This is a genomic window from Facklamia sp. P12950 (genome assembly GCF_050409465.1).
In the GTDB taxonomy this organism is placed as follows: Bacteria; Bacillota; Bacilli; order Lactobacillales; family Aerococcaceae; genus Facklamia.
Window position 1 is genome coordinate 41,018 of the sequence record NZ_JBNUPK010000002.1, and the last position, 12,742, is coordinate 53,759.

13 protein-coding genes are annotated in these 12,742 nt (G+C 33.9%); 6 read left to right on the plus strand and 7 right to left on the minus strand.

The window, feature by feature from the left end:
• Positions 1-39 precede the first annotated feature (39 nt).
• Together ACQV2Q_RS02195 and ACQV2Q_RS02200 are read right to left on the minus strand one after the other, a co-directional pair.
• Complete coding sequence (locus ACQV2Q_RS02195) at positions 40-285, minus strand: DUF819 family protein (protein WP_428881773.1); 246 nt, start codon at positions 283-285, stop codon at positions 40-42.
• 253 nt (positions 286-538) lie between these two features.
• Positions 539-664: a hypothetical protein gene (locus ACQV2Q_RS02200; RefSeq protein WP_428881774.1), complete on the minus strand. Its 126-nt coding sequence runs from the start codon at positions 662-664 to the stop codon at positions 539-541.
• A 776-nt stretch (positions 665-1,440) separates the two neighbouring features.
• Between ACQV2Q_RS02200 and ACQV2Q_RS02205 the strand changes: the two genes are divergently transcribed.
• A complete protein-coding gene (locus tag ACQV2Q_RS02205) occupies positions 1,441-2,370 on the plus strand; it encodes a manganese-dependent inorganic pyrophosphatase (protein ID WP_428873403.1) in 930 nt (309 codons plus the stop codon).
• A gap of 49 nt (positions 2,371-2,419) precedes the next feature.
• On the opposite strand, the gene ACQV2Q_RS02210 is transcribed toward ACQV2Q_RS02205, so the two are convergent.
• Together ACQV2Q_RS02210 and ACQV2Q_RS02215 are read right to left on the minus strand one after the other, a co-directional pair.
• The gene (locus ACQV2Q_RS02210; protein WP_428873401.1) at positions 2,420-4,132 is read right to left on the minus strand and encodes an Rqc2 family fibronectin-binding protein; all 1,713 of its coding nucleotides are present in this window, start codon (positions 4,130-4,132) and stop codon (positions 2,420-2,422) included.
• A 99-nt stretch (positions 4,133-4,231) separates the two neighbouring features.
• Complete coding sequence (locus ACQV2Q_RS02215) at positions 4,232-5,401, minus strand: helix-turn-helix domain-containing protein (RefSeq protein WP_428873400.1); 1,170 nt, start codon at positions 5,399-5,401, stop codon at positions 4,232-4,234.
• A 200-nt stretch (positions 5,402-5,601) separates the two neighbouring features.
• Here ACQV2Q_RS02215 and ACQV2Q_RS02220 point away from each other — a divergent pair, with 200 nt between their 5' ends.
• The 4 genes from ACQV2Q_RS02220 to ACQV2Q_RS02235 all read left to right on the plus strand — a co-directional run bounded on the left by ACQV2Q_RS02220 (position 5,602) and on the right by ACQV2Q_RS02235 (position 9,555).
• Positions 5,602-6,747: a CapA family protein gene (locus ACQV2Q_RS02220; protein WP_428881775.1), complete on the plus strand. Its 1,146-nt coding sequence runs from the start codon at positions 5,602-5,604 to the stop codon at positions 6,745-6,747.
• Between the two features lie 80 nt (positions 6,748-6,827).
• Positions 6,828-8,492 (plus strand): LPXTG cell wall anchor domain-containing protein, encoded by a 1,665-nt coding sequence (locus tag ACQV2Q_RS02225; RefSeq protein WP_428881776.1) that lies wholly within the window; start codon positions 6,828-6,830, stop codon positions 8,490-8,492.
• A gap of 55 nt (positions 8,493-8,547) precedes the next feature.
• Positions 8,548-8,904, plus strand: a complete 357-nt coding sequence (locus tag ACQV2Q_RS02230) for a thiol reductase thioredoxin (protein ID WP_428873397.1) — start codon at positions 8,548-8,550, stop codon at positions 8,902-8,904.
• Between the two features lie 24 nt (positions 8,905-8,928).
• A complete protein-coding gene (locus ACQV2Q_RS02235) occupies positions 8,929-9,555 on the plus strand; it encodes a hypothetical protein (RefSeq protein WP_428881777.1) in 627 nt (208 codons plus the stop codon).
• Between the two features lie 143 nt (positions 9,556-9,698).
• Here ACQV2Q_RS02235 and ACQV2Q_RS02240 read toward each other — a convergent pair whose 3' ends face one another.
• Positions 9,699-10,004 (minus strand): N-acetyltransferase family protein, encoded by a 306-nt coding sequence (locus tag ACQV2Q_RS02240; protein WP_428881778.1) that lies wholly within the window; start codon positions 10,002-10,004, stop codon positions 9,699-9,701.
• Between the two features lie 210 nt (positions 10,005-10,214).
• On the opposite strand from ACQV2Q_RS02240, the gene ACQV2Q_RS02245 reads away from it, so the two are divergent.
• A complete protein-coding gene (locus ACQV2Q_RS02245; RefSeq protein WP_428873394.1) occupies positions 10,215-10,664 on the plus strand; it encodes a hypothetical protein in 450 nt (149 codons plus the stop codon).
• 43 nt (positions 10,665-10,707) lie between these two features.
• Here ACQV2Q_RS02245 and ACQV2Q_RS02250 read toward each other — a convergent pair whose 3' ends face one another.
• A complete protein-coding gene (locus tag ACQV2Q_RS02250) occupies positions 10,708-12,063 on the minus strand; it encodes a putative glycoside hydrolase (protein ID WP_428873393.1) in 1,356 nt (451 codons plus the stop codon).
• 19 nt (positions 12,064-12,082) lie between these two features.
• The gene (locus ACQV2Q_RS02255; protein ID WP_428873392.1) at positions 12,083-12,715 is read right to left on the minus strand and encodes a YkyA family protein; all 633 of its coding nucleotides are present in this window, start codon (positions 12,713-12,715) and stop codon (positions 12,083-12,085) included.
• Between the last annotated feature and the right edge of the window lie 27 nt (positions 12,716-12,742).

The following is a 12,742-nucleotide window of genomic DNA, read 5'->3' on the forward strand; positions in this document are numbered from 1 at the left end:
TTTTTTTTAGCAATTTTTTCTAATTAGTAATTAGATCAATTAACCGCCAACTAAGAATTTTGTAAAATAAGCGACAGCAATACCTACATAGTTACCTACAGCTCCTGCTAAAACTCCTAAAATTAAACCACTATCAATAAGAGACTTCCAATTAGCTGCTGCTGCTGTTAGAGAAGCTGTTGGACCACCGACGATACAACCAACAATTGAAAGAATCATGTATCCATATTCTATCTTAAATAGACGACAGATCAACAAGTGTAAAGTCAAACCTCCAACTAACATTCGAAAAACTAAAATGTCATGGTTAAGGTAGAACCTACAAATTGCTGCCAGTCAACTGCAAAACTAATAGTTGAAAAAACATTAAGGATAAGAAGAGTCCTAAATCTAAATTAGCACATAGTTTATTATTGAGCTAGACCGATAAAACGGTCGTTAACAAGATTAAACGAACAGCCTTCCAAATAGTCTCCGGCATGTAAGCTTTTGAAAATGCTGTAGTCAAAATATTTATACCAAAACCAATGGTTAATAGCTAAGCAGTTTCTCTAATGGACCACTCTTTATCTGACATCAATGCTTTCGTGTCACTAGTTGAAGGTTCTTCTTCACTTAAATGATAAGGCCAAAACTTTTCCCAAGCTTTTGAAGCTTTAAGCATAGGTGGCGCGGCGAGCATAAAGATTATTAAAGGGGTAGCAATAACGTAATCTGACGCGTTAGCAGCCGCAATGGTTTGATGACTAGCATCTAAAACTGTTGCAATAGTCGTTAAGTTAGGAGTACCACCAGTGTAGGTCGCAACAAACGTCCCAGCGATCTTTTATCCTTCATCCATATAAGGGGAAAAATGAAGGCTAAGATAGTTGCAATCACCATAAGAGATAAAATGCCTGAACTTAAAGCAATCACCGGATTTTTACTTTTTTAACTCAACTAAATCCATACTTAGCATGCAAATAATAATACGGACGGGAACTAGAAGTGAACTTATAGCACTATACACTTTATGACTGATAGGCACGACTCCTGTATTAGAAAAAATAATTCCAATTACAACAACAGTCAGGACCGGTCCTAACGATTTAAAAACTTTGTATCTTTGCAAGAATAACGCAACTGCGATCATGGATAAAACAATGAAAATAAGACCATTAGGTCTAGTTAAAACGCATCCACACAATCATGCCTTTATTATTTCTTTTATAATTCTACCATAAGTAGAAAAACATAATATTAAATTGTATTATCAATATAGCTAATCTATATTAAAGCAAAAGCCTATAATCTAACTAAATAATCATGTAAAAATTTTTGAAAATATTTATTATTTTTATCTTTTTAAAAACTTACTTTAATTATCCTATGTCAATAAGGATTCAAAAATTTATTAAAAAGTGATAAACTTAGACTGTAATTTAATTTAGGAGGATAAATATGACAAAATACTTAGTTTTTGGGCATAAAAAGCCAGATACAGATACTATTGCTTCAGCCATCGCTTTTGCCTATTTCTTAAAGCAAGAAGGACACCAAGCAGAAGCAGTCGCACTGGGTGAAATATCAAGTGAGCCAGCTTTTGCTTTAGAAAAATTTGGTATCCAACCACCAAGAATTATTAATACAGCTGCTAATGAAGTGAGCCAAGTTGCTCTAGTGGACCACAATGAGCCACAACAATCAATAGACGATATTGATCAAGTTCAAATTGATTATGTCATTGACCACCACCGCATTTCAGGCTTTAATACAGCTCAGCCTCTTTATTACCGTGCGGAGCCCCTAGGGTCAACAGCCAGTATTCTTTATAAGATGTTTCAAGAATATGGCTATGAAATTCCAGCAGATATTGCCGGCATGATGTTATCTGCTATTATTTCAGATACCTTGTTATTCAAATCTCCAACAACAACCGAAAAAGACAAGGAAATCGCTGAAAAATTGGCTGAAATAGCCCAAGTTGATATTCAATCATATGGTTTAGAATTTTTAAAGGCTGGAGCTGATCTTAGTAAGCAATCGGATGAGGAAATTGTTGATGGGGATGCTAAAAACTTTGTCATGAACGATCAAAATATTCGTATTGGTCAGACAAACATTATCGGCTTTGACGAGATTTTAAGTCGTAAAGAAAATCTTTTAAAAGTAATGGAAGATAAGCGAAAAGAAATGAATCTTAAACTCTATGTGCTAGTGATTACGGATGTCTTAGAATCCGATTCTATTGGTTTGGTGGTAGGGGCGGATATTAGTGTTGTAGAGGCAGCTTTCAATACTAAAGTTGAAGATCATCAATTTGATTTACCAGGAGTAGTTTCACGTAAGAAACAAGTGGTTCCTCCATTAACAGCAGCATTTAACAAATAAAATGAATTCCAGCCCTCAACTTTATATTAAAGTTGGGGGCTGGAATTCATTATTCTTTTAATGAAAGACGTTTAATAACAGATGCCTGAGGTGTCACATAAAGTGTTTTTTGGCCTTCATAAATAACGAAGCCAGGTTTAGAACCGTTAGGTTTCTTTAAATGTTTAACTTGGACGTAATCAACAGGCACATTAGCAGATTGTGAAAATTTAGAATAATAGGCCGCTAATTGAGCAGCTTCTACAAAGGTTTCTTCACTAGGTTTATCACTTTCGATAATAACGTGGGCACCAGGGATGTCCTTTGCATGAAGCCACCAATGGTTTTTAGATGCTTTTTTGAGGGATAAGTCGTCATTTTGTTGATTGTTTCTACCGACATAAATCATGACACCATCACTAGATTTAAAGCGACGGGGTTTAGATTGGTTTTTTGCTCGCTTTTTACTTGAAGAAGGCTTCTGTCCCACATAGCCTTCATTAATTAATTCTTGCTTAATCGATTCAACATCTTCAAGATCAGCTTGCTTAAGTTGGACTAAAATACCTTCTAAATAATCAATCTCAGCGCGGGTTAAGCTTTCTTCACGATTAATATATTTGAGAGCATCCCGATATTTTTGATACTTTTTAAAGTAAACTTGAGCATTTTCAACAGCATTTAATCGAGGATTTAATTGGATATCCATTGGCTCGTCATTATTATAAAAATTAGCCAAGGTCACCTGGTATTCCTTATCATTAATTTGATAGGCAAAGGCATTTAAAAGTTCACCTTTAATGCGATAGTCATCAGCACTTGCTGCAACATGTCGGTCAATTGAAAGTTTTTTCAATTTTTTTTGATTTTTATCAATCACTTGCTTTAATTTATGAATAATATTACCCGATAATTGCTTGACCCTATCTAAATGAACCTTTTGGTGAGAATATGCATAAATTAATTCGGAAAGAGAATCGAAGGCCACTTCTGTTCCTGGTAAATTTGCCAATTTAAAAGCATAGAAATAAACATTTTTTTCCGTTTGATAAAGAGTAGGAGAGGGGAATTCAATGGCTGATTTAACTCTTTCTAAACTGGCCAAACTAGATAGATTCCCACCTTCATCAGACATCCAAAAAGCAATCTCTTGTGCAAGAAGTTTTCCCATTCCTTGTACGCATTGGAAGGCTCTCCCTTCTCTTAGAATCGCTTCATTCTGATGACTAAATTCAAACAATTGAGAATCATTCAATTCAAATAAGTTTACTTGTTGTCTGTTGCGGGGAGGTCGCTTGAATTCTGCTCCTGGAGTGAGTGAACGATAAGCGTTTTGACTATCTGGAACATGCTTAATACAATCAATAATGGTTTGTTTATTCTGGTCGACTAGAAGGATATTTGAGTGTCGCCCCATCAATTCAAAGGTTAGCAGGTATTCTTGGTCAACACCTATTTCATCACGACCGGTAAAATAGAAATCAATAATCCGATCGTTCTCATATTGCTTGATATCAATAATGAAGGCAGATTCCAAGTATTTTCTTAATAACATGCAAAACATAGGGGCCTGTTGTGGATTGGCTGATTTCTCTTGAGTTAAGTATAAAGAAAAATAATTCGGGTGAACCGAGGCGGCTAGGCGATGATTGGTTCGGTTAGCACGTATAACTATTTGTAATTCTTGTTCAAAGGGTTGGTAAATTTTATGTACACGTCCTGCTTTTAATTGTGATCGTAACTCTTCTACTAAAGCTCGTGTAAAAAATCCGTCAAATGTCATCGTCTCACTCCTCAAAAATGTCTGTTATTTATTATAAAACAAATAGGCCCTTTAAGCTAGTAAGGGCCTATTGAAGTGATTTCTTTATATAGAAATGAACTATTTCACTATTGATTTGGCATAGTTAGAAGGACTAATACCAAATTCTTTCGAAAAAGCTCTTGAAAAATATTGGATGGAACCATATCCTAATTCATTAGCGATTTCAGAAAGAGTCATTTTAGATTCATGAATTAATAGCTTACTTTGTTTTAAACGTAAGCTGTTAATGTATTGTTTAGGGGTTTGTCCTGTATATTTATTAAATAAGCTTTGGAGGCTGGAGCGAGAAATATTGAAGACTTCTACCAGATCATTTACTTGATGAAGCTGACCGACATTCTCTTGGAGAAAATCAATGATTGATTGGAACAAGTCATTTTCATAATTTTCTCGCATGGAGGTAGACCTTTCAGTTTCTGTTTTATTCTCACCGTTGTGAATTTGTGTAAGTATTAATTGGAGACTTGTGACCATTTCATCATAATAGAAAGGACATTTATCCTCAGAAATAGCCGCTAAATTGACCAAGCGACTTACAAGTTGAATTTGACGATGACCAAGATGAATTGGCCTTTGAGCGATCGATTCGGCTAAGCCTTGACCAGAAAATAAAATGGAAATCAGTGTAGTCATCCCTTCTTCTTTAAAGGCAATTTGATTTTTTTGTCCTGGAAAAATTAACCAGGCGGAATTTTTTGATAAAAGAATCTGCTTATTATAGCTTACTTCTATCGAAGCTTGTCCTTGATCGACGATAATTAACTCATAGTAATTTTGTGGATGGTTGAGTATCCGTTCACCGCTTGAGTAGACTTGGTAATCAAGACCGAAGACATTTTCAATTTTAAGGCGTTTTATTTCTTTTTCTACCTTTATAGCTTCTTTTAAAGTAATAATTTGTGGTTCTTCATTTTGGCTGGGTTCCAAATAAAGTTTACATTCTGCAGTTAGAGAGAGTGTATTAAAGTATACACCCGCATTAAGCTGAACCGCATTTTGTAAGATAAAAAATTGAAAGGATTCTTTTTTATCTGGAGTATCCGTCATCACTAATAGAGCTAATCCTTTATGTTCAGTTAGGATAACTGGCTTATTAAAACGTAGTAGAGCTTGTGATCGATCCCTTTTAATGGTTACTAAACGATTAAAGGGTTTAATTTGTTGGTGGTTAGTCTTGACGGAGGTAAAATATTTCGAAGTGGCGTTCTTGGTCGATTGCTTATACATGGTAAACTCCTTTCTGCTTCTTATGTCTATTATATCTTAATTAGGATAAAAGCACTATTAATCTTTAGAAGTTAAAATTGTTCTAAAAATTATCTAAATTAACTTATATTTAAATAAGTTCTTTTAATTCAATGAAGCTAGAGTAAGAAGGTTTTGTTTGTTATAATATATTTAAAATTTCAGATAAAGTAGGTAATGTGATGAAAAGAATAAATCGAATTTTGAAGTATGTGTTCGCTATTAACTTCTTTGGGATGATTCTCTTTATTTCTAAGCCATTTTTTACGAGAGTTTATGCAGAAGAAGAGGTTAGGGCTGAAGAAACTCAAGCAGTCAAAGAAGATACTAAAGTAAAATATGTAACCATTCGATCAATTGGCGATATTTTATTACATGATAGTGTTTATTGGAGTGCCCAAACTGGTTCAACGAGTTATCAATTTGATCCAATGTTTAAAGAAGTGGCAAAATATGTCGCTAATGCTGATATCACGACAGCCAATATGGAGACCTTGGTGGCCGGAAATCAAATGGGAGTATCTTCTTATCCTTTCTTCAATGTTCCAGATCAAATTGTCGATAGTCTATTAGCGATGGATGTAAATATTGTTTCAACCGCCACTAACCATACCATGGATTTCGGAGCTAAGGGGGCGCATCTTTCATTAGAAATTCTTAAAAATAAGAAAATGGAATATGTCGGATCCTATTCATCTTGGGACGATTACAACCGTCTACGGATCATTGAAAAAAATGGCATTCGAGTAGGATTTTTAAATTATACTTATGGTACGAATGGTAACCCAATTCCTCAAGAAGAAAGATACTTAGTGACTCTGATTGATGAAGAACTTATCCCATTAGAAATTCAACATTTAAAAAGACAATGTGATGTAGCTATCGTTATTTATCAATTTGGCGAAGATGCTTTTTTACCAGTTGATTCTCAAATTAGATTAACTCAATTGGCTATTGATGCAGGAGCAAACTTTGTTCTAGGAGGACATTCTCACATTATGCAACCCATGAAACGTTTTAACGATCATCAAGGTGCTTGGTATTCTCATGGTAATTTTTTGTCCGGCCAAGTAAGAGCATATGAAAAAGTCGGTGGAATTGGAGAGTATACCTTTAAGATGGATGTTGATGGAAAAGTTACTTTAGATTCTATGCGATTGATGCCAACTTATAATGTTGGCTATCCAGAATGGTCTTTTTATCAAGTAATTCCATTAGCAAAGGCTCAAGACTTTGGTCTGTGGAACGGTGATCGTTTATATGAAGAAGTAGAGCAACGATTCACTAACTATGAAAAAGACCTTGATTTTGTACCTTATTTAGATTAACTCTATAAAGGATAGCATCTTTTTGCTCTCTATTCTGTATTTACAACTAGTTACTTACAAAATAGAGGATTGGGTGAATTATGAAAAGGATAATAGTTGTTTTAATGCTCTTTACTCAAAGTTTCAGTTTACCGAATGTTCATGCTCAAAAAGGTGAAATGACTTATCTCAAAAGCCAAACCGATAAAAATATGGTATCTTTAGAAGCTTGTCAAATACTTTTAAGAGAGACCCCACTGACTTCTTCAAATAGTCAAGAAATAATCTCAGATAAAGAGTTACAAAATCAATTTGAAGCCAATCAAGTGCGCATGACAGCCATTAATGAACGCTATCAAATTTTGAACCAAGAAATTATTTCTATTCAAGAAGGGCCTAGCAATTCCTTGAACGAGGCAAATCTTGCATTGGAAGAGGTCATTGAAACTCTTTACCAAAATTTATCAATTGAGCAGCAAGATTTTGTTTCCCTATCTGCTCAAGAGCAATTAGCCTTAATCAGTCAAGATGAAACAGTTATAGAATGGCAAGCTTACATTGAAGAGTTGAATCAAATTTTGGATCAATATATTAGTGAACAAGCCGAATTAGAAGCAGAATATCAACAATTACTCTATGATAACGAAACTTTAGGGGATCAAATTCAAAGTAGTAAGGAAACAATGGCCCAACTTAGTCAATGCCAGCTTTATCCTTATTCAACAACTGCTTACCTTATCAATCAAGAAAATATGCAATTAGACGCTTCTGATCTAGCGACTTTAATCGTCTCAATCGATAATTATTTACAAAAGATTGTCCCCAAAGCCTATGCTAAAGTTACTTTTCAACAAATTTATGATCTTTTTAATAAAAAGATGACTGTTGAAGAACTAAATAATAAGCTTACTGACAAGGAAGTGATTGTATTAGATGATTTTACTTTTACCTCTTACCAATATGCAAAAGAATTGAGCTTATTTGATATCGAAGTGATGGCTTACCAAGCCTTGAATAATTATTATATAAATAATAAGGCTGAAGTTTATCACGCTGTTTATAGTAATTTATTAAATCTAAAAGAAAGCCAATTACATTACTTTTATCTAATTAATAGTGAATTATTTGAAAATCTTAAGCATTATCTTGCAAATTATCTTAACCAGCATCAATTAATTAGTGATGAAAACATCCAACAAATTAAAACACTTCATGACCGTTATCAAATGAAATTAGTTTTATATAATGAGAATAATCAGACTTGGTCAGCTAATTTAGGGGCTGATTCGGGCTATTTATTAGAATATCAGGCAAAAGACTTACTTCAAACTCAAACGCCTAATAATGAATCAACAGATATGGCTAAAGAAGATGTAAAGCATGATCAGCCAGTAGATCAGGTCAAAAAGAACCTAAATGATAGAGGGTTACTTAAACTAGAAGATAAGCAAATAGCAAATGAAACGGATAAACAGGATAATTTAGCCTTCTTAAAAGACAAACTAGCCAATAAGACTAAAGGCAAAAAAGCCAGTAATTTAGCTAAACCCTCTGATAAAGATAAAAATATCAAAGACAAGACGCAATCAAATGATAAAAAATCACAACTTTTACCAACTACTGGTGAGCAAAAGTTCTATCTCAATATCGCATGGTCTCTATTGATAATTGGCTTAATCGCCTTATTAATTAACCGCTACTTTAAACAGCTTCAGCATAAAAAGCGAATACAAGATCATCTTTTCAATGAGGAGGATCTATTTTAGTTTCACTATTTAAAAACTTTCGATATAATAAACCTAATCGAAAGGGGCGTTTTATATGGATATAAATGATTTTAATGAAGCAGTTAAGCACTTTAAGCAAATAGATAGTCATGAAGCTTTTGAATTAATAGAAGCAAAAGAAGGGAATCTTATTTTTGTAGGTCGTGAGACTTGCCCATATTGCCGTTTGTTTGTTAGTAAGTTAGCGGAAGCTGCGATTACAAGTGATTTAAATGTTTATTTCTTACATTCACAAACTCAAAATGACCTAGAAGGAACACAAATGTTCCGTGAAAAATATAACGTTGTCACAGTTCCTGGATTAGTTTATGCTGATTCGAATCGTACAGAAACAGTTTGCGATTCTTCTATGAAAGTAGAAGAGATTATTGATTTTGCTAGAGCATACTAGCTTAGTTAACAGAGGAGAGTAACATTGCAAGACAAACAAAAACAAGTAAAAACTCCTAAAAGCCCAATTGTCTGGTTTTTCATTATGATTATTCTATTCTCAGCTACCATGTTGTTACGGCTAAAAAGTGACTCTATTCAAGAAGCAGGTCAAAGTTTTGGAATACAATCTCAAGTTGCTAAGGAATCATCTGATTCCTTAGCACTTTCAACAACAGAAATAACTGAGTCAAGCACTAAGACCAAGCCTGACCAAACTAGTCAAACAACGGTTGAAGAAAGTTCTACTTCATCTCAAGAATCTGATCAAATCAGAATCTCAACAACTATCGAAACGATAGAAAAAATTGAATCCAGTGAAAGTTTTGAACAAGCCTATACTCAATTACCACCAGCTAAAACTTATTCTATTTTTCAATTTAAAAACAATGAAATTCAAGACCGATTTGTAAAACGTGCTTTTGAAGTGATGATTCAACGTCTCATTGATGAAGATAAATTTTTCTCTGCTGTAGATTATCAATTAACTATCGATCCAACATTGGACGATAATATCTATATTTTGCATCTAGAGGAAAAATACGCTGATCAATTAATAGAACGAGGGTATTACCGCTTTGATTATCGTGGAAAGAAAGTTACTAAATATTAAGTCAAAAAGCTCGGTACGGATTTAAGTGTCCTTATCGAGCTTTTTAAATCATAATTCTTTACTTAGCCAAACCCATTCCCCAATTTGATCGAATTTGCGTTCAAATTTAGGAAAATTTCCTCTGATTATAAAACTTTAGGTTTTTAAAAATCGATCTGATTTTGTTGATGAATCGGTAGACATGTAAGCAAGTTGATGATTCCTTTGGCTTTTAATCGACTTTCTAGTTCTTGATAGAGTAAATTTTTAAGTGTCCATTCATCATGCTCTGCTAATAAATACATAGCAATATTTGCTGAATGTTGATATGCTCTGCGAGGCGAAAAAGGGTAGGCATAGGCGAAGCCAATTATCTCTTGATCCATAAGAATTAGAAGAACGGCATGACTTTCTTGATAGCGAGTGACTTTTTCTTCAAATTTTTGGTTAGAAGGAACAGGACTTTCCAAAGTTAGCTGACTGTTTTGAATAAAGTCTTATAAATTGTTTGAATATCGTCAATATCACAAGGTCTAGCATCCTTGATGCTTATAAGTGGCATAAGACACCTCCTTTTGATATTCTATAATAAATATTTGAGCTTAAAATCAAAAATCATTGAAAGCGTTTACCTTTATAGTTATAATGAAAGTGTCAATTAAGTTAGAAAGGATGATCAGATGAGTCATAAAGTTTATACCAATTATTGGATGAATCGTCGTGATAATGTTGTGAAAGAACATGGATCTTACGCTACAGAGTCAGAAGCTCTCAGAGGGATAAAAGCTTGGTGGGAATTACAAAAAGATAATTACAAAGATGTTGTGGAAAGACGAACCAATTCAGGAGCTTTAGAAATCACTTACGGGGATAATAATTATTATTATCGTATTGTTGAAAGGGAGATGGATGAGGAACTTCCTTCATTGAAAGTAAAATTAAGGAGTCAAGGAGAAATTGAATCCTTAAGGAAGAAATATTTATTAGAAGATGAGCAAGTTTTATTTGATGAATTAGCCGAGCCTTATCGCGACCGTTTAGTCGAGGCTATGGGAGACGGTAAAAAAGTTCAAGATTACATATACGACCTGCAAGGTCGCATGATACGTCCTCTAAAAGTTGATAAATAATAAAATAAAAGAAGCTGAATATCCAGCTTCTTTTTTGTATGGTTTAGTAATAGTATTCATTACCTGAAGACTCAGGAGCGTAATCTACGCCTTCGTTAAAGATACCAGATGGATTCCAAAGAAGAAATTCAGTAATTCCATTTTCTTCCAAAGCAACAATTTGTTGTTGAACTTGAAGAGGTCCATATTCTTGATAGGTACCAGGTGCCAGATTCCAGTCAGTAAAGTCTTGTAACCATGGACGACTATTTGCCGCATTGGTAATATTTTTTAGGATGAGGTTTTCAGAATACATATATTGATCAACTAAGTTATAAGGTTCTAAGTCAGGAGCCGGTATACCAAAAAATCCTAAACCCCAGTGAGAAGGGTAGATCATAGAAGAAATCGTATCGACTCTTTCAGCAATTTGTTCAAAATTTTGACCGATTCCACGTACATCAGGAGCGTCCCCAGCAATTGCAGTATATCCAAAGATATCAGCTGAAACATCTGCGCCATATGGGGCTAATTTATCATTGGCTTCTTCTAAGAAATCATTAATGGCATAAACCCTTTCTTGTCCAAATTTTTCAGGGTCATCGGTTACATAGGTTTGATAGTTACCAATATTATAATCTAGTTGATCTGAGAAAGTTTGGAAACCTTCAGGGAAACGAACATAGTCAAATTGAATATCTTTAAAACCTAATTTAGCAGCTTCGATAGCAATAGTAATGTTGTAGTCCCAAATTTCTGGAAGGAATGGATTAATAAATTTAGCACCATTACCATCCTGCCAAATTTCTCCTGTTTCACTATCTTTAAAGGAATATTCAGGTTTGGCTTCAGCCACTAGTCGATCTTTGAAAGTTACAATGCGAGCGATTGGATAAATTTGACGTTTTTCTAATTCTTTCAAAAGTTCTTTAATATCTACATTGTTATAAGAATTTTGATTAACTAAAGGATTGTCTGTTTCTAATTTTGTTTGAATAACCCCCTCATCATCCTTAAAATCAATAACCACTGCATTTAAGGCGGTGGTTTCAACATAATCTAATAGGTAGTTTAGTCGTTCAGGATCAGAAAAAACAGAAGGAGCAAGATAAATGCCTTTAACACCTTCTTCAGGATAGGTAATATCGATGCCTGAATCATAAAAGAGGACAGAAGGTAGTTTCTCAGGTGCGGTAAGAATAGGATTATTGTGAGGCGATAAGCCCTCATAAGTATTATTTTCTCCTTGATTAATGCGGTTGTTGAATGCCACTACTTCTTCATCTGAATAGGCTAAGACTACTTCTGGAAGTTGGACTTTTTTGGCTTCTTTTTTATCTTCTACTTTTGGTTTACATGCTACTAGCAAAAGCATTAAAAAGGAAAGTAAAGTCAATTGTAAAATGCGTTTTTTATTCATTTAAATCACCGCTTTCTAATTATTTGCCTGTAAGATTAACAAGGTAGACTTTTAAATTAACTAAGAGTGTATTTAAAGGTTCAAAGTATTCGAGAATTTGATCTAAGTTCATATTATTTTCCGTATATAAAAGATTAACATTATCAAAAACAGCGAAGAAACTCTCATGATCAATTTCTTCACTAGTGATAGATTGATAAGACTGATCTTCTATTTCAATGTTTTCAAGATAATTAGAAATATAGATATCTGTTTTATCACATAGATTGGTCGTATATTCAATAACTTTTGTTATTTGATCTTTGGGAAGTTGATCGTTTTCTGGTATGTCTTTAAGCTCTTGGCATAATTCAAGTAATTGCTGACGGCTTTCTTCCATTTCAGCTAATAAATCTTTGCGCTTTGCGATGTTTTTGTTAAGAGGATTATCACTCTGTCCAAAGCCGGATAAATCTTCACTTAAATTAATGGTCGCTTCAAAATCTTGTTGAAGATCCAATTCACGGTTTTGAATTTCACTAATATTTCCAATAATTAGAGTAACATTGTCTTGGATGAGACCAACAGTTCGTTTAGCTCTTTCTAATGAGTTTCCACAAGCAATAATGAGAATAGATAGGCTTAGGAGGATTAATATTTTTTTTGTTTTCATCGTTTCTCCTTGTCATTCATTTATAGT